We start from the raw sequence: 23,215 nt of genomic DNA on the forward strand, positions 1-23,215 counted from the left end.
GAGGTGAACACAGGCAATCATTGCCGCCCGAGACAGGGTGTGGAATAAGGGACCGGACAAATGGCAACGGCAGATCTTCTCTCAATGGATAACAAGCGGAACGCAGACAAGCAAAAGGCGCTCGACAGCGCGCTGGCGCAGATCGAACGGCAGTTCGGCAAAGGCTCTATCATGAAGATGGGCGGCAACAACGCGATGAAAGACATCGAGGCGACCTCAACGGGCTCGCTTGGCTTGGATATCGCGCTTGGCATTGGGGGCATCCCGAAGGGCCGGATCGTAGAGATTTACGGACCTGAAAGCTCGGGCAAGACCACCCTTACCTTGCATTGCGTGGCTGAAGAGCAAAAGAAGGGCGGCGTGTGCGCCTTTGTCGATGCGGAACATGCCTTGGACCCGATCTATGCCCGCAAGCTGGGGGTCGATCTGGATGAATTGCTGATCTCACAGCCGGACACAGGCGAGCAAGGCCTGGAAATCGTGGACACATTGGTACGTTCGGGGGCAGTCAGCATGATTGTTGTCGACTCGGTGGCGGCCCTTACCCCGAAATCCGAACTGGAAGGCGAAATGGGCGACAGCAGCGTCGGTGTGCATGCCCGACTGATGAGCCAAGCGATGCGCAAATTGACCGGATCGATCAGCCGGACAAATTGCACCGTGATCTTTATCAATCAGATCCGCATGAAAATCGGCGTGATGTTTGGCAGCCCGGAGACCACGACGGGTGGCAATGCCTTGAAATTCTACAGCTCTGTCCGCTTGGACATCCGCCGCATTGGGGCGATCAAGGATCGCGAAGAGATTGTGGGGAATGCGACCCGTGTCAAGGTTGTTAAAAACAAGGTGGCACCGCCTTTCAAGCAGGTTGAGTTTGACATCATGTATGGAGAAGGGATCAGCAAGACGGGTGAGCTGATCGACATGGGGGTAAAAGCCGGAATCGTTGAAAAATCCGGCAGTTGGTACAGCTATGGTGATGAGCGGATTGGGCAGGGGCGTGAGAATGCCAAGACCTATCTTCGCGAAAATTCGGCCGTCGCGCTTGAGATTGAGGATAAGATTCGCGCCTCGCATGGTTTGGATTTCCATATGTCCGAGGGATCGGGTGACGAGGATGTCATGGAGGCCTGATCGGCTCTTGCAGGACCATCCTGAGGCCCGGGCATTGCACCGGGCCTTTTTCTTGCGGTGGACATGCTCCGGCGGCACCGTTAAATCAGCAGGACGCAGGCCAAACATACGCCCCGGAAAGAGATGCCCATGCCCACGCTGAATGAAATCCGTTCGACCTTTTTAAGCTTTTTCGAGCGCAACGATCACCGCGTTGTCGACAGCTCTCCGCTTGTGCCGCGCAATGATCCGACGCTGATGTTCACCAATTCCGGCATGGTGCAGTTTAAAAACTGTTTCACCGGGGTTGAACATCGCGATTACGTGCGCGCCACGACCAGCCAGAAATGTGTGCGCGCAGGTGGCAAGCACAACGATCTGGACAATGTCGGTTATACGGCACGGCATCATACTTTCTTTGAGATGCTGGGTAATTTCAGCTTTGGCGATTATTTCAAGGAACAGGCGATCCCCTATGCCTGGGACCTGCTGACCAAGGATTTCGGGATCGACAAGTCAAAGCTATTGGTCACGGTCTATCATACCGATGATGAAGCGGCGGCGATCTGGAAGAAATACGCGGGGCTGAGTGATGACCGAATTATCCGCATCGCCAGCGATGACAATTTCTGGTCGATGGGGGCAACCGGCCCGTGCGGTCCCTGCACCGAGATTTTTTATGACCACGGGGACAGCATCTGGGGCGGTCCTCCGGGCAGCGCCGAGGAGGATGGCGACCGGTTCATCGAAATCTGGAACCTTGTTTTCATGCAGAACGAGCGGTTCGAGGACGGCACGATGCGGGCGCTCGACATGCAGTCGATCGACACCGGCATGGGGTTGGAACGGATCGGCGCGCTGTTGCAGGGCAAGCACGATAATTACGACACCGATTTGATGCGCAGCCTGATCGAGGCGAGCGCACATGCCACGAGCCAAGACCCGGATGGCCCCGGCAAGGTGCACCACCGGGTGATTGCGGATCACTTGCGCTCGACCTCGTTTTTGATGGCCGATGGGGTGATGCCGTCCAACGAGGGGCGGGGGTATGTGCTGCGACGGATCATGCGGCGCGCGATGCGGCATGCCCATATGCTGGGTGCCAAGGACCCGGTGATGCATCGGCTGGTGCCGGCGCTGGTGGCGCAGATGGGGCAGGCATTCCCGGAATTGGGCCGGGCGCAGGCGATGATCGAAGAAACGCTGCGGCTGGAAGAGACCCGGTTCAAACAGACGTTGGAGCGGGGATTGCGCCTGCTTGATGACGAGTTGGACGGGCTTGACGAGGGCGCGGCACTGCCGGGGGCGACGGCGTTCAAGCTCTATGACACCTATGGGTTTCCGCTGGATTTGACGCAGGACGCGCTGCGTGAGAAGGGGCGCGAGGTTGATACCGCGGGCTTTGACGCGGCTATGGCCGAGCAAAAGGCCAAGGCGCGGGCGGCTTGGGCCGGTACCGGCGAGGCGGCGGATCAGGCGGTGTGGTTTGATATTGCCGAGGAAAAAGGCACGACCGATTTTCTGGGCTATGACACTGAGATCGCCGAGGGGCAGATCATTGCTGTGGTGGCCGATGGCGCGCAGGTGAGCGGGGCCAGCGCGGGCGACGCGGTGCAGATCGTGCTGAACCAGACGCCGTTTTATGCGGAATCAGGTGGCCAGGTGGGGGATAGTGGCACGCTGCGGACCGAAACGGGCCGGGTGCGTGTGACCGATACCAAGAAGGTAGCGGGGGTATTCCTGCACAGTGCCGTGGTGGAAAAGGGTGAGGTCAAGGCCGGACAGGCGGCGCAGCTGGCAGTGGATCACAGCCGTCGGAGCGCGATACGGGCCAACCATTCTGCGACGCATTTGCTGCATGAGGCGCTGCGCAAGGCGCTTGGGTCGCATGTGGCGCAGCGCGGATCGTTGAATGCCGATGATCGTCTGCGGTTCGATTTCAGCCACACCAAGGGTCTGAGCGCGACGGAACTGGCGCAGGTCGAGCGCGAGGTAAACGACTATATCCGCCAGAATGCCCCGGTTGAGACACGGATTATGGCGCCGGATGATGCGCGGGCGCTCGGCGCGCAGGCGCTCTTTGGTGAGAAATACGGTGACGAGGTGCGGGTCGTGTCGATGGGCATCGAAGATGGCTCTGGCAAGGGTGCGGACGGGAAAACCTATTCGATCGAGCTTTGCGGCGGCACGCATGTCCGGCGCACCGGCGATATCGGTGTCTTTGTCGCATTGGGTGACTCAGCGTCCAGCGCCGGGGTGCGGCGGATCGAGGCGCTGACCGGGGCGGCGGCGTTCGACTATCTGAGCGGACAGGCAGGACGTCTGGGACAGGTGGCTTTGGAATTGAAAGCCCGGCCTGAGGATGTGGCCGAGCGCGTTAAGACGCTGATGGACGAGCGGCGCGCGCTGGCCAATGAGGTGGCGCAATTGCGTCGCGAATTGGCAATGTCGGGCGGTGCCGGGCAGGGTGGCGGCGCAGAGGCGCGCGACGTCGGTGGCGTCAAGCTGATTGCGCAGGTTCTCTCGGGTGTGCAGGGCAAGGATCTGCCGCCGCTCATTGACGAGCATAAGGCGCGGCTGGGGTCTGGTGCGGTCTTGCTTATTGCGGATACCGGCGGCAAAGTGGCGGTAGCGGCGGGCGTGACCGAGGATTTGACCGGGCAGATTTCAGCGGTTGAGATGGTGCGCGCGGCGGTGGCTGAACTGGGCGGCAAGGGCGGCGGGGGCCGCCCCGATATGGCGCAGGGTGGCGGCACGAGCATGGACGGGGCCGAGGCGGCGATTGCGGCGGCCACGGCTGTCATCGAGAGGGTCGTAACCGCCTGAGGAGGATGGATGAGCGCCTATATTATTGCCCGGATTACGGTGACGAACCCGCAAGATTATCAGTCCTATGCCAGCCAGACCGTCGCTACTGCTGAGAAATTCGGCGGGCGGTTTCTGGTCAAGGGCGGTGCGCAGGAGGTGTTGGAGGGCAATTGCCCTGACCGGCATGTGATCATCGTATTTCCCGACCGGGCGGCAGCGCTGGAGTGGTATGGCTCTGACACATACCGCCGGATTTTACCCATCGCGCTGAACAGCAGTGACCGCGATATCGTCCTGGTGGACGGTATCTGATTCAAAACGAAAAGGAGGTTCCCCTATGCCTGCGCTCTGGATTGCCCATGTGACCGTGACCGATAACGAGGCCTACGGCCGGTATGCGGCGCTTGCTGGCCCTGCGATTGCCAAGCATGGCGGCGCATTCATCGCGCGCGGGGGGCGGTTCGTGCAGCTAGAGGGCAAGGAGCGACCGCGCAATGTGGTGGCGCGGTTTCCCAGCGTCGAGGCGGCGGAGAGCTGTTATCATAGTCCCGAATATCAGGCCGCGCTGGATCATGCGCGCGGCGCATCCGAGCGCGAGTTGGTGATCGTCGAGATCACGGAATAGGCAGGCCGGGCGCGGCCGGGCGTCCTCAGACAAGAGACGCGGGCCATGCGGGGCTGTGTCCCGTTGAACGATGCGTGATCGGCCGCTGACTGCAAAACGCCCCGGCGCAGGGCCGGGGCGATGCAAGATCAATCTTTCTTTGACATGCGCTTGCGCTCGTGCGGGTCGAGATAGCGCTTGCGCAGGCGGATCGAGAGCGGTGTCACCTCGACCAGTTCGTCATCATCGACATAGGCGATGGCCTCTTCGAGGCTCATGGTGATCGGTGTCGTCAGGCGCACGGCCTCGTCGGTGCCGGAGGCACGGACGTTTGTCAGCTTTTTACCCTTGAGGGGGTTCACCTCTAGGTCGTTGTCGCGGCTATGTTCGCCGATGATCATGCCCGTATAGACCTTGGCCTGTGCACCAAGGAACATACGCCCACGTTCTTCGAGATTCCACAGCGCATAGGCCACAGCCTCGCCGTTTTCCATCGAGATGAGCACGCCGGCGCGCCGTCCCGGGATCGGGCCGCGATGCGGTGCCCAGCTGTGGAACACGCGGTTCAGAACCCCGGTGCCCCGCGTATCGGTGAGGAATTCGCCGTGATAGCCAATCAGACCACGCGAGGGCACATGGGCAATGATGCGGGTTTTACCGGCACCCGAGGGCTTCATCTCGACCAGATCGCCGCGCCGGGGCCCGGTGATTTTCTCAATCACGGCGCCGGTGTATTCATCGTCAACGTCAATTGTGACCTCTTCGATGGGCTCGAGGCGTTCGCCCTTCTCGCCTTCACGCATGAGAACTTGCGGGCGGGAAATGCTGAGTTCAAACCCCTCACGCCGCATGTTTTCGATCAGAACGCCCATCTGCAATTCGCCGCGCCCGGCCACTTCAAAGGCATCGCCGCCCGGTGTGTCGGTGACTTTGATCGCGACATTTGATTCTGCCTCTTTCATCAGGCGTTCGCGGATGACCCGGCTCTGGACCTTTTTGCCTTCGCGACCGGCGAGAGGGCTGTCATTGATGCCAAAGGTCACGGTGATCGTGGGCGGATCAATCGGCTGTGCCTCAATCGGTTCCTCTACGGCGAGGGCGCAAATCGTATCGGCAACCGTCGCTTTGGACATGCCTGCAAGGCTGACGATGTCACCGGCGGTTGCCTCTTCGATATCTTGGCTGGCCAGTCCGCGAAACGCCTGAATACGGGTGACGCGGAACTGTTCGATTTTCTGGCCGATGCGGCTGAGGGCTTGCACGGTCTGACCCACCTTGAGGCGGCCTGATTCGACGCGGCCCGTCAGCAGGCGACCGACAAACGGGTCGGCGCCGAGCGTGGTGGCCAGCATGCGGAAATCCTCGTCGATATGGGCGAGCTGCTTGGGTGCGGGCACATGGTTGACGATCAGATCGAACAGCGCGCTCAGATCCTTGCGCGGGCCATCAAGCTCGTGATCGGCCCAGCCAGAGCGGCCCGAGGCATACATATGCGGGAAATCAAGCTGATCGTCATTGGCATCGAGCGAGGCAAAGAGATCAAAGCATTCGTTCAGCGCGCGATCCGGCTCGGCGTCGGGTTTGTCGACCTTGTTGAGCACGACAATCGGGCGCAGCCCGAGGCGGAGCGCCTTGGCGGTCACGAATTTCGTTTGCGGCATCGGACCTTCGGCGGCATCGACAAGCAGGACGACGCCATCGACCATCGACAGGATGCGTTCCACCTCGCCGCCGAAATCGGCGTGACCGGGGGTGTCGACGATGTTGATCCGGGTCTTCTTGTAGAGAACGCTGGTGGGTTTCGCGAAAATCGTGATGCCGCGCTCGCGCTCCAGATCGTTGCTGTCCATAGCGCGTTCATCGACGGACTGATTGGCGCGGAAAGAGCCAGATTGTTTCAGCAATTCGTCAACGAGCGTGGTTTTGCCGTGGTCAACGTGGGCGATGATGGCGATATTGCGCAGATCCATGGGGGACGTGTCCTGATATTGTTCGCCTGCGCCCTATACGCCGCAGCGCGGAATGACCAGAGGCAAAGCGCCTTATTGGCCGCATCATGCCGCGTGTTTGTGTCGCTTTGGGAACAAATACGCGGCACGAGGCCAGGCTATCATACTCGGGCCGAGGCGTTGTGCCAATGCACCGCTGCCCAGTTTGAAGCGCGCGAGGCCGGGGGAGCGGTGAAAGTCAGCAAGGCCGAGATCAATCCGTTTGAAGTCCCGGTCCGCCAGAGCGTTCGAGACATGCCAGAGCAAGAGCGCATGCGCCGAGAGGCGGCGCCCCTCGGGGCCGGTCCAGCCGATATGATAGGTGGCGGTGTTCGCATGGGTGAGGATCAGCAGATGTGCGATGCTTTGGCCCTTGTGATGCGCGGACCAGACCCGCGCCGCGCCGGGGTTTTGGGCGCCATAGGCGAGGGTGAAGGCCAGAGGCAACGCGCGATAGCCGCGCAGGCGGCGTTGCGTGCTCTCTTGTTCAAGGAGGCGGTTATGATGGTTGGGGTCGAAGGCGCGTTCGCTGATCTTTAGCCCGGCGGATTGCGCATGGCGCAGGCGGTTGCGCCATTTTCCGTGCTGAGCGGCAAGGCGTGTGGCCTGCGGTGGGCAGAGATCCAGTTCGGCCAGCGTTTGACCGGGGAAAAGCGCGCGGTAGCCCAAAGCGGCGAGCCGCGCGCCCTCATCCGCGTTTGTGGCATTGGCGAGCCAAAGGCCGCCGGGCAGGGCATGGGGCAGAGCGCTGAGACTTGCATGCCGGGTTTGGGTGGGCAAGTCGGCCGCCCAGATCGGGCCGCGCGGCATCCAGTTGAGGGTCAGGGGACCGAGGCGGCGGCGCACCACCTGAACCTGCGCCAGGGTTTGATCCGCCTGCATTGCGCGCAGGGTCTGCACGGTGACGCCCATGGCGATGAGAGCACGGGCATATTCCGGTTGTTGGTGCAGCGGGGCGAGGCCCGGCGGTCGGGCAGGGTTTGTAAGTTCAAGGTCCATGCGTCGCAGTTAAGCGCATGGACCTTGAACGATAGGTTAAGACGCCCGGTTTCAGAACGGAATTTCGTCATCCATATCGCGCGAGGGCCGGCTGCTGCCAGAGGCCGGGGCAGAGGCCGGAGCAGAGCCGTAATCGCCACCGTAATCGCCGCCATAGCCCTGATCCTGACCGCCGCCATAGCTTCCGCCGCCGCCAGAACTGCCTTCGCTCCGGCCATCCAGCATCACCAGTGTGGCGTCAAACCCCTGCAGCACGATTTCGGTGGAATAGCGGTCCTGGCCTGACTGATCCTGCCATTTGCGGGTTTGCAGTTTGCCTTCGAGATAGACCTTAGAGCCTTTGCGCAGATATTGTTCGGCCACGCGCACCAGACCTTCGGAGAAGATCGCGACCGTGTGCCACTCTGTGCGCTCACGACGTTCGCCGGTGTTGCGGTCTTTCCATGTTTCAGAGGTGGCGATGCGCAGGTTACAGACCTTGCCACCGTTCTGAAATGTCCGGACCTCGGGGTCGCGGCCCAGATTGCCGATGAGAATTACCTTGTTGACAGAGCCGGACATCGCGCCCTCCTTGAATCATGCCTTGGTTCGGGTTTGTCGGTTACACCACTGCATCGGCATGAAGGAAAGGTTAAAATTGTCGATAAAAGCGGTGAAAGCTGCCGATGCGACGGAAAGCGTCAAAAGAAGGTCTCGAAATCTGCGATAATTCCCCATATAATCAGCTGCAGAGACATGGATGGGGGCAGTACCGGGATGCAGTGGATCGCAAGCGCGCTTGTGGCCTTGGGCCTTATTTTGCCTGTTATGGCGGAGGCGGACGTTCTCTCGAGCAAAAACCGGGTTAGCCTCTTCAAGTCGCAAACCAGTGTTCTGGATACCCGGGCGCGGCAGCAATACAACAATTCGGTGCGTCTTCAGCCGCAGAAGGTCAAGACTCCTACGATGTGGGATGGTCTGGTGCCAGATTTTCGAGGTGTCTATCGCGGTCCTTATCTTGATATGGCCAAGCAGGCGGCGCGGCGCTATCAGGTGCCCGAGGATCTGTTCCTGCGGCTGGTTCAGCAGGAATCGGGATGGCGGGCTGATGCGCGGTCGCACAAGGGGGCGATTGGTCTTGCTCAGTTGATGCCGCACACGGCCCGGACTCTGGGTGTCAATCCGCATGATCCGCAGGATAACCTGGAGGGCGGCGCGCGTTATCTGGCAGAGCAGTATCGCACCTTTGGGTCGTGGCGGTTGGCCTTGGCGGCCTATAATGCGGGACCGGGCGCGGTGCAGAAATACGGCGGCGTACCGCCCTTCACCGAAACCCGAAATTATGTAAAGGTCATTCTGGGAAGCTGAGTGTTCTGTTCTCAGGCTTTGAACCCGATCTTGTAGAGATGGATTTCATTGGCGGGATGTTTTTCGGCATTCACCAGCGTGCCATTGTGATGATTGTAGAGCGCGCGCCAATAGGGCTGAATGATCACGCCCTCGTCGCGCAGGATGGTTTCCAGTTGCGCCATGATAGCGCGGCGCCCGTCGGGATCATTGAGGCGGTTGGCCTCGTCCAGCAGCTTGTCGAATTCTTCGTTTTCAAACCCGCTTTCGTTCCATGCGGCATTCGAGCGATAGGCAAGGCTAAGCACTTGCACATCAAGCGGGCGATGGTTCCACTGGGTTGCTGAAAAGGGAAACTCGCGCCAGTTTGCCCAGAACTCGGGCCCCGGAAGAATACGGCGGCGCACATTGAGGCCCGCGTCGCGCAGCTGTGCCGCCACCGCATCCCCGGTGTTGCGCTGCCACTCATCATCGACAGTGACCAGTTCGTGTTCAAAGCCCAAAAGGCCCGCGGCCTCAATATCCGCGCGGGCGCGGGCGGGATCATAGGGGGCGGGGCCGATGTCGGCATAGGCGGGGTGAATCGGGCTGACATGGTGATTGGCCGCGACCGTGCCGCGCCCGCCATAGCCCAGTTCAAGGCAGATTTCATTGTCAACAGCCAGTGCCATTGCCCGGCGTATGGTGCGGTTGAGATAGGGATTGGTGCCCACCATGCGGGCGGTTTGCGAGGCGCGGATTACAGTGGTCGCCGCGGTTTCAGTGCGGGTGCCCGTCCAGCCGATGGCGTCCATGGCATCAACGAAATCGCCAACGGTTTCGTATAAAAGATCAATCTCGCCACGGTCAGCCGCGCTCAGCCAGCCCGATGGGTTGGTGCCAAAGTCGATGAACTCTACCCGGTCGAGCCACGGCCCGCCAAAAATCTCAGTCCCCCACCAGTGGTGATCAGGATGGCGTTCGAGGATACAATGCTCGCCCGGAACGAGGCTGACGGGGCGAAACGGGCCGGTGCCGATACCGTGCAGAAACGGATCTCCGCCCTCATAGCTCTGATGCACCATGGCGGCGGGATAATCCGCCATATTGGCGATCACCGAGATATCGGGTTGCGACAGGTTGAGCACCAAAGTGAGATTGTCACGCACGGTGATCGCCCCGGTGCGGGCCTGTCCGGTGTCGGGGTCGATCAGCCCGGCAAAGCGTCCGGCCATGGAATTGCCCAAAGCAGAAGTGTCACACCACCGCGCTATATTGTGCGCCACATCTTGTGCGGTGAAGGCATCGCCGTTGTTCCAGCGCACGCCCGCGCGCAGGTACAAGAGGTAGTTCGTGGCGTCCTCGTTGACCTCCCAGTGGTCCAGAAGCATTCCGGAAAATGTACCATCCCCTTGATACTCGACGAGGTATTCAAGAAAGCCTCGGGTCTGATTGCCAAGCTCGCTCCAGTCATAACTGCGCGGATCGGTGAGCGGTTTGACATTTTGCTGAATGCGCAGCGTGCCGCCCTGAGCGATGGCAGGTTGGGCAAAGGCGGGTCGTGCAAGATCGCCCAGCGCATATGCGGCACTTGCGCTGAGACCAAGCGCGGTCGCGCGGCTCAGGAACTCTCGTCGGTCCATCCGGCCCTCGCGCAGAGCATGGGCATCACAAAGGGTGGAGGCGTGCGGAGCGGAGGGCATCTTGTGCGGCATCGAAGGCTTTCACAGAGAGTGTCGTGCTTTGGGTTTGAACACGGTCGAGATCATTAGATAATGCGTGACGTCAAAGCGCAACCCATTGTCCCGTTACATCGGCGTTCAGAGGACCGGAACGGTGGGTTTGCGTGCGGCGGCTGTGGCGCGCAGGGCGGACGGTGTCTGGTTGGTGTGTTGCAGGATGAAGCGAGAGAAATAGGCGGCGCTGCCAAAGCCCAGACTGGCGGCGATCTGGCCAATGGGCTGTGTTCCTGTCTCAAGCATGTCTCGGGCGGCATAGAGGCTGCGTTCGGTCAAAAGCTCTGCGGCTGTCAGGCCAGACGCTTGTTTGCAGACCCGTGTGAGGTGGGTCGGCGTCACCCCGAGCGCGCGGGCATAGACCGCCATGGCCCGGCCACTGGCAAAATCGCGTGCGATCAGGGCGGCATAGGCCCGCATCAGCCGGGCGCTGCTGCTGTGCCGTTCGCTGGGGCCCTGTGCGATCATGGCCCGGCGCAACCAAACTGTCAGCAGGCGGGCTTGGGCGTTCAACGCCTCGTCCATGAAATCGCGGTGGCTGGATTGCTCGCGCTGCATGGCCTCTAGAATTGCTGTCAAGTCGTTCTGGCTCGCGACATCACGGATGCGCAAGTGTTGAAAACTGTCCGGCATCAGGATCGGGCCGCCCGCAGGCAGGAGGCAGACCTGTCCGAATCCGGTTTTGCCCAGATCGAGCGAAAACATCGTGCCTGCCGGAATGGCCAGCGCGTTGTGCACGCCCACACCACGCCGGACCCCGTCGATGATGGCGATTCCCTGACCGCGGGTGATCCAGATCAGCGCATGATCGTCACAGCTATGCTGAAGGGTCAGGCGCCAATCGGTGCCTTTGCCCCATTGGACCACAGTTTTGATCTCGGCATGCTTCATCTGGGGGTCCTAAAAAGGTTGTGTTTTGACAAGCATTGCACGCTGAATAGCGAAAGTCAGCGGTGGAAGAGCGGGTATTCTGAAAATTGGGCTGTGATCAGCGGTGTGGCGCTCAGGCTTTGCACGCCGTCGCGATTGACGGATGCAAGTCCTTGGGTGTATAAAATGAACAACTGTTCAATAAATCCGTTTCGGAGGAGGAAGCGCGATGTTCAATGCGGTCATGCAGTTTGATCTGGGCGAGGATGTGAATGCGCTGCGCGAGATGGTGCATCGGTGGGCGCAAGAACGCGTCAAGCCGATTGCGGCAGAGGTGGATCGCAGCAACGTGTTTCCAAATGCGCTTTGGCGTGAAATGGGGGATCTGGGGCTCTTAGGGATCACCGTGCCCGAGGAATTTGGGGGCGCGGGTATGAATTACCTTGCGCATGTGATCGCGGTCGAAGAGATCGCGCGCGCCTCGGCCTCTGTCTCGCTGAGCTATGGCGCGCATTCCAACCTTTGCGTCAATCAGATCAAGCTGAATGGCACGCCTGAACAAAAGGCGAAATATCTGCCGGGGCTGGTGTCGGGCATGCATGTTGGGGCGCTGGCCATGTCCGAGGCGGGCGCGGGCAGTGATGTGGTTTCGATGAAGTTGCGCGCGGAGAAACGGAACGACCATTACAAGCTGAATGGCAACAAATACTGGATCACCAACGGGCCGGATGCCGATACGCTGGTGGTTTATGCCAAGACCAATCCCGATGCGGGCAGCAAGGGGATCACCGCCTTTTTGATCGAGAAAACCATGAAGGGGTTCAGCACAAGCCCGCATTTCGACAAACTGGGGATGCGGGGCAGCAATACCGCCGAATTGATCTTTGACGATGTGGAAGTGCCGTTCGAGAATATCCTGGGCGAAGAGGGGCGCGGCGTGCGCGTGCTCATGTCCGGTCTTGATTACGAACGCGTCGTGCTGGCCGGTATCGGCACCGGGATCATGGCGGCCTGTCTTGATGAGATCATGCCCTATCTGGCCGAGCGCAAGCAATTTGGCCAAGCGATCGGTTCTTTCCAGCTCATGCAGGGCAAGATCGCGGATATGTATACGGCGATGAATTCGGCGCGCGCCTATGTCTATGAGGTGGCCAAGGCCTGTGACCGGGGCGATGTGACCCGGCAGGATGCGGCGGCCTGTTGTCTTTATGCCAGCGAGCAGGCGATGGTTCAGGCACATCAGGCGGTGCAGGCGATGGGCGGTGCAGGATTTCTCAACGATGCGCCCGTCGCGCGGCTTTTCCGCGATGCCAAGCTGATGGAAATCGGGGCAGGGACATCCGAGATCCGACGCATGCTGGTGGGTCGCGAATTGATGGGGGCGATGGCGTGAGCGATTATGAGACTTACAGGGCGGAGTTTGACAAGGAACAGGCCTACTATGATAACCTTGTCGCTGACACTCAGAATAAAGCTTTCGACTATGGCATCTTGGTCGTGAAGAATGCGATTCTGGTTGCTGGTGGCGGTCTTTTGGCTATTCCCGCTATAGTTGGTCTATCAAAAGACGTTCCGATTGATAGAGCGCAAGCCGCTGTTGCGGGCATCTATTTTGTGTCCGCTTTGCTTATTGCCATTTTTGCGACCTACATAATTCATCTCAACTGGACCCTCCACTCGGCGGCTTGGGAGAAGCATTGGGAAAACCGAGCTGAGGTCTTGCGCAAGTTGCATATAGAAAACGTTTCACCGAAGGAATTGGAGTTGGGAAGGCAAGAGCCCTTCAAGAAGCGTATAGCAGTGTCGTTTTATCTACCTCACTTTATGGCCGTTATTTATCTCATCTTGATCGGATTAGGCTTTTTAAAGCTTTACTCTGCTTTGGGCGTTTCAGCATGAAAGCCCTACTTATTTTTCTTGCGTTGGCGGTTCCTGCGAAAGCGCAGGAGTTGGTGTTTGATATCGCGCCGGTCGAGGCCTGCATTCGCGCGGGTGGCGGCGAAACCTGTGCGGGCAAGGCCGCAGACCTGTGTGTGGACGCCACGCCCGGCGGCTATACCACCGTCGGCATGGGGGCCTGCACAGGCCGCGAGTTGTCCCATTGGGATGGCTGGCTCAACATCGTGTATCAACAGCTTTATGCGAAACTTGCCGCTGAGGATGCCGCGTTTCAGTCCCATGCCCCTAAACAGGCTGAGGCGCTGCGCGATATGCAGCGGGCCTGGATCGGATTTCGCGATGCGAAATGCAGCTATGAGGCGTCGCAATGGGGCGGCGGCACCGGGGCTGGTCCTGCGTCCGTGAGTTGCCACCTGCAAGAGACCGCGCGTCAGATGCTGTATCTGCAATCGAACCAACTGGGGGACTGAAGGCATGTCACGGTGGTTGCTGTTTCTGCCCGTTCTGGCGCTGATTGCGGCGGTGGCCGGGATTGGTCTCATGCTGGGTTGGCGCGCGGTGCTGACGACCGGGACCGAAGTGATCGAACAGGTGGCGGCGCGCTATCTGACTGAGGCGGGCGCGGGGGCTGTGCCCGCTGATTGCGCGGCGCGCCCGGCGACGAGCGCGGATCTGTGGCTTATCGTGATCTGCGGTGAGTTTGAGTATTTTGTCGATGGCTATGGGCGACTGGTGCATGTGAATGCGCCCGAGGCGGCATCATGAGCGGCATGCGGCCCCTGTTGCAACGCGCACCCTACGCGGAACTGTGCGACGGGTTTTGTTGGGACATTCCGGCGCGGCTGAACATGGCGGTGCAAGTATGCGACCGTTGGGCCGAGTCCGACCCCGGACGGGTGGCGATTGTCGATCTCTCGGGTGAGGGCGTGCGCGATGTGAGCTATGGGATGTTGCGGCGCATGGCCGATGCTCTGGCGCAGGGGCTTGCGGCGCGCGGTGTACGGCGCGGCGACCGGGTGGGCGTTCTGCGCTCTCAGGGGGCGTGGTGTGCGGCGGCGCATATCGCGATCTGGAAAATTGGTGCAATTTCTATCCCCCTGTTCAAGCTCTTCAAACAGGATGCCCTGATCAGCCGGGTTGGCGATGCAGGGGCGCAGGTGATTGTGACCGACGCCGAGGGCGCGGCGTTGCTGGGGACACTGCCGGAGGTGACGGCGCTGGTGCCCGAGACCGAGGCGTTGCCCGAGGGGCAGTTTGCGACACAAGACACCCGTGCAGAGGACCCCGCGGTCCTGATCTATACCAGCGGCACGACCGGCAGCGCCAAGGGCGCGCTGCATGCGCACCGCGTTCTGACAGGGCATTTGCCGGGGGTTGAGCTCAGCCATGATTTTCTGGGGCAGCCGGGGGATTGTCTCTGGACGCCGGCGGATTGGGCGTGGATCGGGGGGCTTTTCGATGTGCTGATGCCGGGGCTGGCGATAGGTGTGCCGATTGTGGCGGCACGCATGACCAAGTTCAGCCCGCAAGAGTGCATGACGATCATTGAGCAAGGATCTGTTAAGAATGTATTTTTTCCGCCAACTGCGCTGCGGATGTTGAAAGCGGCCGATGCACGGATAGCTGGCCTTCGCAGCGTGGCAAGCGGAGGAGAGCCGCTGGGGGCGGAGATGCTCGACTGGGGCCGCCGGGCCTTTGGCGTGACGATCAACGAGTTTTACGGGCAGACCGAGTGCAATATGGTGGGGTCCTCCTGTGCCACGCTTTTTGTGCCGGTGCCGGGCAGTCTAGGGCGAGCGGTGCCGGGGCATGAGGTGGCGGTGATTGATGGCTCGGGTCAATTGACCGAAGGCGAGGGCGAAATCGCCATACGTCGCGGGTCGGCGTCAATGATGCTGGAATATTGGCAAAAGCCGCAGGCGACGGCGGAGAAATTTCGCGGTGACTGGCTCTTGACCGGGGATCGCGGCATCATCGAGGACGGCTATATCCGCTTTGTCGGGCGTGAGGATGATGTCATCACGAGCGCGGGCTATCGCATTGGTCCGGCGGAAATCGAGGATTGTCTTTTGACCCATGCGGCGGTTGCGACGGTGGGCGTCGTGGGCAAGCCCGACGCGCTGCGAACCGAAGTGGTCAAGGCCTATGTGGTGCTGAAAGCCGGATTCGAGCCATCCGAGGCCCTTGCAAAGACATTGCAGGACCACGTCAAAGCGCGGCTTGCGGGGTATTCCTATCCTCGGGAGATTGCGTTTCTCGATGCCTTGCCGATGACCGTTACGGGCAAGGTTATCCGCAAAGAGCTAAAGGCGCGCGCGGCGGCGGAGGGGCAGGCATGAAGCGGCTTCACCATGAAAAAAGGGCTGGCACGATGGCCAGCCCTCAGCGTCCGATCCAATTTGGGAGGGGATCAGAATTTCATCACATAGGCGACGTTGAAGACCCAAGGGTCGATCTTGACCTCACCGATATCGACGCCGCCGACCTTTACGTCGGTTTCAATGTCGATATAGCGCACGTCGACCCGGAAGGCGGATTTTTCGGTGATTTCATAGTCCAGACCGGCATGGAGTGCGAGACCCCAAGAGTCGTCAAGCTCAACCTTGGTGCCCGCGAGCGCGCCAGTGCCGTCTTCGTCGAAGAAGTAGGTATAGTTGATGCCTGCGCCAACAAAAGGCGTGATCTTGCTGGTGTTCACGAAGTGATATTGCAGCGAGAGGGTCGGCGGCAGATGCTTGACCTTCGCAACATTGCCGACACCCTGAAGGTTCACGTCATGTTGAAAGGGCCACGAGGCCAACAGTTCGATCCCGACGCGATCAGCGACGAAATATTCGGCTGTCACAGTCGGACGGAGATTTCCATCAACGTCAATCTGACCCGCGAGGGTGTTGGAGTTCTGGGTCGGCTCAACCCAACCGAGACCGAGGCCGAGCAGGATGTCGCCTTTTTCCTGAGCGAGGGCCGGAGCTGCGGCAGAAGCCAGCAGAGCCGAGAGGGTGAGGGCTGTAATGTGTTTCATGATCTGTCCACTCTTGTTCTTACAAGGGGGGGTATGCGCGCATCCGACTCGGATAACATTGATTTGGGTCAAATTGCTGGGTGTGGCGAGGGCCGTGGTATTTATGCAACAAAGTTGCCAAGACGAGGGGAGAGTTCATGCGTTTGACATCATCTGTTCTGACAGGGTCCGAGACGTTCAGGGCCAACCGGGCCGGTCATCTGGAGGCGCTGCGCGTGGTGCGCGAGGCCGCAGATCTGGCGGCGGCCGGAGGCGGAGAGGTGGCGCGCGAACGGCATCTGTCGCGCGGCAAGATGCTGCCGCGCGAGCGGGTCGCAGGCCTGCTTGATCCCGGCAGCCCGTTTCTGGAGGTGGGAGCGACGGCGGCGCATGGGCTATACGACGGGGCGGCCCCCGCTGCCGGGGTGATCGCTGGTGTGGGCCGCGTGATGGGACGCGACTGCATGATCGTTTGCAATGACGCCACCGTGAAAGGCGGCACCTATTATCCGATGACGGTGAAAAAACATCTGCGCGCGCAGGAGATTGCCGAGGAATGTCACCTGCCGTGCCTCTATCTGGTCGATAGTGGCGGGGCCAACCTGCCCAATCAGGACGAGGTTTTTCCGGACCGGGACCATTTCGGGCGGATTTTTTACAATCAGGCCCGCATGTCGGCCAAGGGCATCGCACAGATTGCGGTGGTGATGGGGAGTTGCACCGCCGGTGGCGCCTATGTGCCTGCGATGTCGGATGTTACCATCATCGTGCGCGATCAGGGGACGATCTTTCTCGCGGGGCCGCCCTTGGTCAAGGCCGCGACCGGCGAGGTCGTCACTGCCGAGGATCTGGGGGGGGGCGATGTGCATACCCGCCTTTCAGGCGTGGCGGATTATCTGGCCGAGGATGACGGGCACGCCCTGGCGCTGGCACGCCGCGCGGTGGGGTCTCTGGGCGGTGGGTTGGCACCCACCCAAGGTTGGGAGGTGCCCGAAGAGCCGGCCTATGACCCTGAGGAATTGCTGGGTGTCGTGCCCGCCGACCTGCGCACGCCCTATGATATCCGCGAGGTGATCGCGCGCGTCGTCGATGGCTCGCGGCTTGACGAGTTCAAGGCGCGGTTTGGCGAGACCTTGGTCACGGGCTTTGCCCATATCAAGGGCTGTCCGGTGGGGATCGTGGCCAATAATGGCGTGTTGTTCAGCGAGGCGGCCCAAAAAGGCGCGCATTTCATAGAGCTTTGTTCGCAGCGTAAGGTGCCGCTGGTCTTTCTGCAAAACATCACCGGTTTTATGGTGGGGCGCAAATACGAGAATGAGGGTATCGCGCGGCATGGCGCCAAGATGGTGACGGCGGTGGCGACAACATCGGTGCCCAAGATCACCATGGTGGTGGGCGGCAGTTTCGGTGCGGGCAATTACGGTATGTCCGGGCGCGCGTATCAGCCGCGGTTCATGTGGTCCTGGCCCAATAGCCGGATCTCGGTGATGGGCGGTGAGCAGGCAGCGGGCGTTCTGGCCACGGTCAAACGCGACGCGATCGAGCGCAAAGGCGGAACATGGTCGACTGAGGATGAGGCGGAGTTTAAGCGGCCAACGATCGAGATGTTCGAGCGGCAGGCGCATCCGCTCTATGCCAGTGCCCGGCTCTGGGATGACGGCATCGTCGATCCGCGCAAAAGCCGCGATGTGCTGGCGCTGTCCTTGCGGGCATCTCTCAATGCGCCAGTGGAAGACACGCGCTTTGGCGTGTTTCGGATGTGAACGCATGCGAAAAAGCAAGCTCACAAAGCTCACGCGAGGTGCCGGCCAAGACCCTGACGGGGAAATGCACGCGGTGCCAAATCCGCGAGGTCGCACAAAATTGCGTCCGGCGCGGCGCAGATTTCGCGATAGGGCGCTTGATCCGAAACTTTATCTGCACGGCGTTATGGCCTTGGGAATGGTGATATTGGTTGTTCTGCCACTGGGCTCGGACCTCTTGGCGGCAACGCGCATAGGGCCGCTCGTCCGGTCGGGGTCTCAGGCCGCTGGATGCAGATTGGTTAATGTTACCGATGGTGACACGGTCAAGCTCTATTGTTCGACCAGAGGATTGATTTCGGCCCGGCTGACGGGATTTGACACGCCTGAGCTGTTCTCGGCGCAATGCACATCTGAATTCGTAGCCGCAATGCGTGCAAAATGGATGCTGAGATGGATGTTGATGACGGCTGGGGATGTGAAATTTGTCCGCCAAGGGACCGATCATTATGGGCGCGCACTGGTCTTTGTCTCTGTGGATGCGGTTCCGGTGGCACGGGCTATGATCGCGAAGGGGCTGGCGCGTCCCTATGATGGTGGGGCTCGATTGGGATGGTGCTGATGCCGTATCGCAAGGGGGTGAGCATGGAATTTGAGTATTTTTGGAACGATGAAAGCAGGGGCTGGGCGCATGTTTGAACGCATCTTGATGGCAAACCGGGGCGAGATTGCCTGTCGTGTCATTCGCTCTGCGCGGGCCATGGGGGTCGAGGTGGTGGCGGTTTATTCCGATGCCGACCGTGACTCGGCGCATGTCGCGCTGGCTAATCGGGCGGTGCATATCGGAGGGGCGTCCCCTGCGGAGAGCTATTTGCGCGGCGAGGCGATCATTGCCGCCGCGCTCGAGACGGGCGCGCAGGCGATTCATCCCGGATACGGATTTCTGAGCGAAAACCCGGATTTCGTCGAGGCGGTCGAGGCGGCGGGACTGGTCTTTATCGGACCTTCGGCCACTGCGATCCGGGCGATGGGCCTAAAGGATGCCGCCAAGGCGCTGATGGAAAAGGCGGGTGTGCCGGTGGTGCCGGGGTATCACGGCGCCAACCAAGACCCTGAGCATCTGGCGGGGGCGGCGGATGCGATTGGCTATCCTGTCTTGATCAAGGCCGTGGCAGGTGGTGGCGGCAAGGGCATGCGGCTGGTGGAGCGACCGCAGGATTTCATGGACGCGTTGGAGAGCGCCCAAGGTGAGGCGCGCACCGCCTTTGGCAATGCCGCCGTTCTGATCGAAAAGTTTGTGCAAAAGCCCCGGCATATCGAAGTGCAGGTGTTTGGCGACGGCACCCGCGCGGTGCATCTTTTCGAGCGCGATTGTTCGCTGCAACGGCGGCATCAGAAAGTGATCGAAGAGGCGCCCGCCCCGGGCATGACCCCCGAGATGCGCGCAAGCATGGGGCAGGCGGCGGTGCGTGCCGCTGAGGCCATTGGTTATTCAGGTGCGGGTACGGTCGAATTTATCGTCGATGGCTCGGAGGGGCTGCGCACAGATCGTTTCTGGTTCATGGAGATGAACACGCGGTTGCAGGTCGAGCATCCGGTCACCGAGGCAATCACCGGAGTTGATCTGGTGGAATGGCAATTGCGGGTGGCGTCCGGCGAAGGGCTGCCCCGGCAACAAGAGGAATTGTCGATCAATGGCCATGCCTTTGAGGCGCGGCTTTATGCCGAGGATGTGCCCAAAGGCTTTCTGCCCGCCACGGGACGATTGACGCATCTGATGTTTCCGGACGGTTGCCGTGCGGATAGCGGTGTGCGCGCCGGGGATGAGATCAGCCCTTGGTACGATCCGATGATCGCCAAAGTCATCACCCATGGCCCGAGCCGGGCCGTGGCGCTGCGGCGCCTGGCGGCGGCGTTGGGCGCAACAGAGGTGGCGGGCACGGTCACGAACCTTGGGTTTCTTGGGGCGCTGGCGGGGCACGCCGGATTTGCGCAGGGCGAGGTCGACACCGGACTGATCGCGCGTGACATCGATAGTTTGGTGGTGCCGCCTGAGGCTGGACCCCGTGAGATGGCGTTGGCGGTTCTGGCCGGATTGGGTCTGTTGGACAACAAATCGCAGGATGCGGGTTTTTTCCTATGGCAGCCTCTGGAACGAGAGCTGCGGTTGATACATGGCGGCGAGGAGATTGCGGTGCGGTTGGCGACCCTGTCATCCAATGCGCATGATCTGCGCATCGGGGAGGTTCCAGTCAAGGCGCGGCAGGTGGCCGGGCAGTGGCGGCTTGATGATCATCCCGCCCCTGCCGTCGCAATTGACGGCCATCGGATCACCGTCTTTGCCCGCTATGGGCTGACGTTCGATCTGGTTGATCCTCTGGCGCGGGAGGGGGCCGCGGGCGGCGATGCCACGCTGATTGAGGCACCGATGCCCGGTCTGGTCAAGGCGGTCTATGCCGCGCCGGGGCAGGCGGTGACCAAAGGTGACAGGTTGGCGGTGCTGGAGGCGATGAAGATGGAGCATAGCCTCTTGGCGGCGCGCGATGGTGTGGTGGCCGAGGTGCTGGTTTCGGCAGGAGATCAGGTGAGTGCGGGGGCCGCGCTGGTGCGGCTGGAGGAGGAGAACGCATGATTACGTTGCATCATGTGCCCCTTGCGCGGTCGCTGCGGGTCATGTGGCTGATGGAGGAGATCGGGCTTGATTATGAGGTCCGGTATTATTCGATCCGGAACGGGTCGATGCGCAATCCGGAATTTCTGGCATTGTCGCCTGCAGGGCGCGTACCGGTGCTTGAGCACGAGGGAGAGGTCTGGTTTGAGAGTGGCGCGATTGTGCAGCTGTTATGTGAGACATATCCGCAAGCCGGGTTGATGCCCGCGCCGGGCAGCGCGGATCGGGCGCGCTGTCTTGAGCTGTTCAGCTATGCCGAAACGGTGGGCTGTCTCCTGGAGAATCTTAATCTTAACCAGGTGTTTCTGCGTCCGCCTGCGCAGCCCTCGGCGGTGGTGATCAAACTCTTGAACGCGCGATTGCGTGCAGCGCTTGGTGCGATGGAGGAGCGGCTTGAGGCGGCGTATCTTTTGTCCTCGGGATTTTCAGCGGCGGATGTCATGTTTTCCTATGGCTTTGAATTGGCACGCTATTATGTCGATCTGACGGTCTATCCCCGACTGATGGCTTATTGGGACCGGCTACGTGCGCGGCCTGGATACCTCCGCGCCAAGGCGCGGGACGGGGCGCAGGATATTTATGAACAGGACTTTTATCCAGTGCCGGAGGGGGCGTGATGGCGGAACATGTTGACGTATTTGAGGTCGGGCCGCGCGATGGGTTGCAAAATGAGGCGCGGCATATCCCCACGCGCGAAAAGATCGCGCTTGTCGATTGCCTGAGTGAGGCGGGGTTCTCGCGGATCGAGGTGGCGAGTTTTGTCAGCCCGAAATGGGTGCCACAGATGGCCGACTCTGGCGATGTCCTGCGCGGAATCCGGCGCGCGCCGGGGGTGCGCTATGCGGCGCTTACGCCCAACTTGCGCGGGCTGAGCGATGCCTTGGAGGCGGGGGCGGATGAGGTTGCGATCTTTGGATCTGCCTCGGAAGGGTTCTCGAAGGCCAATATAAACGCCACGATAGACGAGAGCCTTGCACGGTTCGCGCCAGTGATGGAGGCGGCGGGGGCCGAGGGGGTGCGGGTGCGCGGCTATGTGTCCTGCGTGGTCGAGTGCCCCTATGACGGGGCGGTGGACCCTGCGCAGGTGGCACGGGTGGCAGAGGCACTCTGGACTATGGGATGCTATGAGATCAGCCTTGGCGATACCATAGGTCGCGGCGCGCCCGAGGCTGTCGAGGCGATGTTGGTAGCAGTAAAGAATGTTATTCCTGTCAACCGGTTGGCAGGGCATTTCCATGATACGAATGGGCGGGCGCTGGATAATATCGAGGTTGCTTTGGCCCAAGGCGTGCGGGTGTTTGATGCCGCTGTGGGCGGGCTCGGAGGCTGCCCTTATGCGCCCGGTGCCGCGGGCAATGTTGCGACCGAGGCCGTGCAGGATCGGCTGGTGTCGCTTGGTTATGAAACCGGGCTAGACCGCGAGGTGCTGGCGCGCGCGGCAGAGATGGCGCGGGCGATGCGGACCGGGCAGGGAGGGAAACATCATGTTTGAAACCATAAGCCTGGACAGGGACGCGCGGGGCGTGGTGACGCTTGCGCTGGATCGGGCAGAAAAACACAATGCCATGTCGGCGCAGATGATTGCCGAATTACACCGTGCGGCGACGGATCTTGGCGCGGATGAGACATGCCGCGCGGTGGTGCTGACGGCACGCGGCAAGACGTTTTGCGCAGGTGGCGATTTGGGGTGGATGCGTGACCAATTCGAGGCCGACCCCGAAACGCGCGCCTTTGAGGCGGCCAAGTTGGCGCATATGCTTCAGGCGCTCAACACATTGCCCAAGCCGCTGATTGGCCGGGTGCAGGGCAATGCCTTTGGGGGAGGCGTTGGCCTGATGAGCGTATGTGATGTCGCGATCGGGGCCGATCATGTGCTGATGGCGCTGACAGAAACACGTCTGGGGCTGATTCCCGCCACCATCGGTCCCTATGTGGTGGCGCGGATGGGCGAAGCCCGGGCACGGCGCGTGTTCATGTCTGGACGCAGGTTTGACGCCGCCGAGGCTGTGGATCTGGGCCTGTTGACCCGCGCTGTGCCCGAAGGGGCGCTTGACGCCGCGATCGAGGCCGAGATCGCCCCTTATCTGGACTGCGCGCCGGGCGCTGTGGGGCAGGCCAAGGCGCTGGTGCATGCGCTTGGTCCACGCATCGATCAGTCCACGATCGCCATGACCATCGACGCGCTCTCGACCTGTTGGGCAGGCGCAGAGGCGCGCGAGGGCATCGGCGCTTTTTTTGATCGTCGCAAGCCGCGTTGGCAGGGCTGAGTCGCGCGCATTTGCCGCTCGGCCGCCGGATTCGGTCAAGGAACAGGGCCAATTTGACCGTTTTGCGGCATACCGCGGCATGCAAAAACAGAAAATCCCGGTCTCTTCTGTCCCAAACCTGCGCGCGCTCGGTTGACCCCTGCCAAGGGCAGGTTTAAACCCGCGTTAGTCATGCAGCCATCTTGATGCGCCAATCCTCGCGCATGAAAGGA

22 protein-coding genes are annotated in these 23,215 nt (G+C 60.9%); 16 read left to right on the forward strand and 6 right to left on the reverse strand.

All coding sequences use genetic code 11. The features are described 5' to 3' along the window. Nucleotides 1-60 precede the first annotated feature (60 nt). The 4 genes from recA to ACN0SW_RS08805 all read left to right on the forward strand — a co-directional run bounded on the left by recA (nt 61) and on the right by ACN0SW_RS08805 (nt 4,546). Nucleotides 61-1,134: a recombinase RecA gene (gene recA, locus ACN0SW_RS08790; RefSeq protein ID WP_417727542.1), complete on the forward strand. Its 1,074-nt coding sequence runs from the start codon at nt 61-63 to the stop codon at nt 1,132-1,134. 129 nt (nt 1,135-1,263) lie between these two features. After that, nucleotides 1,264-3,939 (forward strand): alanine--tRNA ligase, encoded by a 2,676-nt coding sequence (gene alaS / locus ACN0SW_RS08795; protein WP_417727543.1) that lies wholly within the window; start codon nt 1,264-1,266, stop codon nt 3,937-3,939. 9 nt (nt 3,940-3,948) lie between these two features. Beyond that, nucleotides 3,949-4,233, forward strand: coding sequence for a DUF1330 domain-containing protein (locus tag ACN0SW_RS08800; RefSeq protein ID WP_417727544.1), 285 nt, complete (start codon nt 3,949-3,951; stop codon nt 4,231-4,233). Nucleotides 4,234-4,258: 25 nt separating this feature from the next. Further along, nucleotides 4,259-4,546 (forward strand): DUF1330 domain-containing protein, encoded by a 288-nt coding sequence (locus ACN0SW_RS08805; protein WP_417727545.1) that lies wholly within the window; start codon nt 4,259-4,261, stop codon nt 4,544-4,546. Nucleotides 4,547-4,674: 128 nt separating this feature from the next. Here ACN0SW_RS08805 and typA read toward each other — a convergent pair whose 3' ends face one another. The 3 genes from typA to ACN0SW_RS08820 form a co-directional block, all read right to left on the reverse strand. Next, the gene (gene typA / locus ACN0SW_RS08810; RefSeq protein WP_417727546.1) at nt 4,675-6,495 is read right to left on the reverse strand and encodes a translational GTPase TypA; all 1,821 of its coding nucleotides are present in this window, start codon (nt 6,493-6,495) and stop codon (nt 4,675-4,677) included. A gap of 84 nt (nt 6,496-6,579) precedes the next feature. After that, nucleotides 6,580-7,512: a GNAT family N-acetyltransferase gene (locus ACN0SW_RS08815; protein ID WP_417727547.1), complete on the reverse strand. Its 933-nt coding sequence runs from the start codon at nt 7,510-7,512 to the stop codon at nt 6,580-6,582. 51 nt (nt 7,513-7,563) lie between these two features. Beyond that, complete coding sequence (locus tag ACN0SW_RS08820; RefSeq protein ID WP_417727548.1) at nt 7,564-8,073, reverse strand: single-stranded DNA-binding protein; 510 nt, start codon at nt 8,071-8,073, stop codon at nt 7,564-7,566. A 195-nt stretch (nt 8,074-8,268) separates the two neighbouring features. On the opposite strand from ACN0SW_RS08820, the gene ACN0SW_RS08825 reads away from it, so the two are divergent. Next, nucleotides 8,269-8,859: a lytic transglycosylase domain-containing protein gene (locus tag ACN0SW_RS08825; RefSeq protein WP_417727549.1), complete on the forward strand. Its 591-nt coding sequence runs from the start codon at nt 8,269-8,271 to the stop codon at nt 8,857-8,859. An 11-nt stretch (nt 8,860-8,870) separates the two neighbouring features. Here ACN0SW_RS08825 and ACN0SW_RS08830 read toward each other — a convergent pair whose 3' ends face one another. Then, complete coding sequence (locus ACN0SW_RS08830; protein WP_417727550.1) at nt 8,871-10,532, reverse strand: ABC transporter substrate-binding protein; 1,662 nt, start codon at nt 10,530-10,532, stop codon at nt 8,871-8,873. Between the two features lie 105 nt (nt 10,533-10,637). Next, nucleotides 10,638-11,444, reverse strand: coding sequence for a helix-turn-helix transcriptional regulator (locus ACN0SW_RS08835; protein WP_417727551.1), 807 nt, complete (start codon nt 11,442-11,444; stop codon nt 10,638-10,640). 208 nt (nt 11,445-11,652) lie between these two features. Between ACN0SW_RS08835 and ACN0SW_RS08840 the strand changes: the two genes are divergently transcribed. From ACN0SW_RS08840 to ACN0SW_RS08860, 5 genes are read left to right on the forward strand one after another with little or no spacing between them, the layout of a single operon-like run. Further along, nucleotides 11,653-12,816, forward strand: a complete 1,164-nt coding sequence (locus ACN0SW_RS08840; RefSeq protein ID WP_417727552.1) for an isovaleryl-CoA dehydrogenase — start codon at nt 11,653-11,655, stop codon at nt 12,814-12,816. Next, nucleotides 12,813-13,322: a hypothetical protein gene (locus tag ACN0SW_RS08845; RefSeq protein ID WP_417727553.1), complete on the forward strand. Its 510-nt coding sequence runs from the start codon at nt 12,813-12,815 to the stop codon at nt 13,320-13,322. The genes ACN0SW_RS08840 and ACN0SW_RS08845 overlap by 4 nt, the downstream gene beginning before the upstream one ends. Then, nucleotides 13,319-13,792, forward strand: a complete 474-nt coding sequence (locus tag ACN0SW_RS08850; protein WP_417727554.1) for a lysozyme inhibitor LprI family protein — start codon at nt 13,319-13,321, stop codon at nt 13,790-13,792. The genes ACN0SW_RS08845 and ACN0SW_RS08850 overlap by 4 nt, the downstream gene beginning before the upstream one ends. 4 nt (nt 13,793-13,796) lie before the next feature. Continuing rightward, nucleotides 13,797-14,087: a hypothetical protein gene (locus ACN0SW_RS08855; RefSeq protein ID WP_417727555.1), complete on the forward strand. Its 291-nt coding sequence runs from the start codon at nt 13,797-13,799 to the stop codon at nt 14,085-14,087. Next, nucleotides 14,084-15,661, forward strand: a complete 1,578-nt coding sequence (locus ACN0SW_RS08860; RefSeq protein ID WP_417727556.1) for an AMP-binding protein — start codon at nt 14,084-14,086, stop codon at nt 15,659-15,661. The genes ACN0SW_RS08855 and ACN0SW_RS08860 overlap by 4 nt, the downstream gene beginning before the upstream one ends. 71 nt (nt 15,662-15,732) lie before the next feature. Here ACN0SW_RS08860 and ACN0SW_RS08865 read toward each other — a convergent pair whose 3' ends face one another. Beyond that, entirely contained in the window at nt 15,733-16,344 is a 612-nt protein-coding gene (locus ACN0SW_RS08865) for an OmpW/AlkL family protein (RefSeq protein WP_417727557.1), read from the reverse strand. A gap of 137 nt (nt 16,345-16,481) precedes the next feature. On the opposite strand from ACN0SW_RS08865, the gene ACN0SW_RS08870 reads away from it, so the two are divergent. From ACN0SW_RS08870 to ACN0SW_RS08895, 6 genes are all read left to right on the forward strand, one after another. Further along, on the forward strand, nt 16,482-18,086 hold the full coding sequence (locus ACN0SW_RS08870) for a carboxyl transferase domain-containing protein (RefSeq protein WP_417727558.1): 1,605 nt from the start codon (nt 16,482-16,484) through the stop codon (nt 18,084-18,086). A gap of 4 nt (nt 18,087-18,090) precedes the next feature. Next, the gene (locus ACN0SW_RS08875) at nt 18,091-18,687 is read left to right on the forward strand and encodes a thermonuclease family protein (protein ID WP_417727559.1); all 597 of its coding nucleotides are present in this window, start codon (nt 18,091-18,093) and stop codon (nt 18,685-18,687) included. A gap of 69 nt (nt 18,688-18,756) precedes the next feature. Beyond that, a complete protein-coding gene (locus tag ACN0SW_RS08880; protein WP_417727560.1) occupies nt 18,757-20,697 on the forward strand; it encodes an acetyl/propionyl/methylcrotonyl-CoA carboxylase subunit alpha in 1,941 nt (646 codons plus the stop codon). Continuing rightward, entirely contained in the window at nt 20,694-21,353 is a 660-nt protein-coding gene (locus tag ACN0SW_RS08885; RefSeq protein WP_417727561.1) for a glutathione S-transferase family protein, read from the forward strand. Before ACN0SW_RS08880 ends, ACN0SW_RS08885 begins: the two co-directional genes overlap by 4 nt. After that, nucleotides 21,353-22,228: a hydroxymethylglutaryl-CoA lyase gene (locus ACN0SW_RS08890; protein WP_417727562.1), complete on the forward strand. Its 876-nt coding sequence runs from the start codon at nt 21,353-21,355 to the stop codon at nt 22,226-22,228. Before ACN0SW_RS08885 ends, ACN0SW_RS08890 begins: the two co-directional genes overlap by 1 nt. After that, on the forward strand, nt 22,221-23,003 hold the full coding sequence (locus ACN0SW_RS08895) for a crotonase/enoyl-CoA hydratase family protein (protein ID WP_417727563.1): 783 nt from the start codon (nt 22,221-22,223) through the stop codon (nt 23,001-23,003). Before ACN0SW_RS08890 ends, ACN0SW_RS08895 begins: the two co-directional genes overlap by 8 nt. Nucleotides 23,004-23,215 lie beyond the last annotated feature (212 nt).

Source organism: Roseovarius sp. (assembly GCF_048262375.1).
In the GTDB taxonomy this organism is placed as follows: Bacteria; Pseudomonadota; Alphaproteobacteria; order Rhodobacterales; family Rhodobacteraceae; genus Roseovarius.

Bases quoted from the DNA above. Each gene is read 5' to 3' on its own strand.
- recA (WP_417727542.1), top strand. From the start codon at position 61: ATGGCAACGGCAGATCTTCTCTCAATGGATAACAAGCGGAACGCAGAC.
- alaS (WP_417727543.1), top strand. From the start codon at position 1,264: ATGCCCACGCTGAATGAAATCCGTTCGACCTTTTTAAGCTTTTTCGAG.
- ACN0SW_RS08800 (WP_417727544.1), top strand. From the start codon at position 3,949: ATGAGCGCCTATATTATTGCCCGGATTACGGTGACGAACCCGCAAGAT.
- ACN0SW_RS08805 (WP_417727545.1), top strand. From the start codon at position 4,259: ATGCCTGCGCTCTGGATTGCCCATGTGACCGTGACCGATAACGAGGCC.
- typA (WP_417727546.1), bottom strand. From the start codon at position 6,495: ATGGATCTGCGCAATATCGCCATCATCGCCCACGTTGACCACGGCAAA.
- ACN0SW_RS08815 (WP_417727547.1), bottom strand. From the start codon at position 7,512: ATGGACCTTGAACTTACAAACCCTGCCCGACCGCCGGGCCTCGCCCCG.
- ACN0SW_RS08820 (WP_417727548.1), bottom strand. From the start codon at position 8,073: ATGTCCGGCTCTGTCAACAAGGTAATTCTCATCGGCAATCTGGGCCGC.
- ACN0SW_RS08825 (WP_417727549.1), top strand. From the start codon at position 8,269: ATGCAGTGGATCGCAAGCGCGCTTGTGGCCTTGGGCCTTATTTTGCCT.
- ACN0SW_RS08830 (WP_417727550.1), bottom strand. From the start codon at position 10,532: ATGCCGCACAAGATGCCCTCCGCTCCGCACGCCTCCACCCTTTGTGAT.
- ACN0SW_RS08835 (WP_417727551.1), bottom strand. From the start codon at position 11,444: ATGAAGCATGCCGAGATCAAAACTGTGGTCCAATGGGGCAAAGGCACC.
- ACN0SW_RS08840 (WP_417727552.1), top strand. From the start codon at position 11,653: ATGTTCAATGCGGTCATGCAGTTTGATCTGGGCGAGGATGTGAATGCG.
- ACN0SW_RS08850 (WP_417727554.1), top strand. From the start codon at position 13,319: ATGAAAGCCCTACTTATTTTTCTTGCGTTGGCGGTTCCTGCGAAAGCG.
- ACN0SW_RS08855 (WP_417727555.1), top strand. From the start codon at position 13,797: ATGTCACGGTGGTTGCTGTTTCTGCCCGTTCTGGCGCTGATTGCGGCG.
- ACN0SW_RS08860 (WP_417727556.1), top strand. From the start codon at position 14,084: ATGAGCGGCATGCGGCCCCTGTTGCAACGCGCACCCTACGCGGAACTG.
- ACN0SW_RS08865 (WP_417727557.1), bottom strand. From the start codon at position 16,344: ATGAAACACATTACAGCCCTCACCCTCTCGGCTCTGCTGGCTTCTGCC.
- ACN0SW_RS08870 (WP_417727558.1), top strand. From the start codon at position 16,482: ATGCGTTTGACATCATCTGTTCTGACAGGGTCCGAGACGTTCAGGGCC.
- ACN0SW_RS08875 (WP_417727559.1), top strand. From the start codon at position 18,091: ATGCGAAAAAGCAAGCTCACAAAGCTCACGCGAGGTGCCGGCCAAGAC.
- ACN0SW_RS08880 (WP_417727560.1), top strand. From the start codon at position 18,757: ATGTTTGAACGCATCTTGATGGCAAACCGGGGCGAGATTGCCTGTCGT.
- ACN0SW_RS08885 (WP_417727561.1), top strand. From the start codon at position 20,694: ATGATTACGTTGCATCATGTGCCCCTTGCGCGGTCGCTGCGGGTCATG.
- ACN0SW_RS08890 (WP_417727562.1), top strand. From the start codon at position 21,353: ATGGCGGAACATGTTGACGTATTTGAGGTCGGGCCGCGCGATGGGTTG.
- ACN0SW_RS08895 (WP_417727563.1), top strand. From the start codon at position 22,221: ATGTTTGAAACCATAAGCCTGGACAGGGACGCGCGGGGCGTGGTGACG.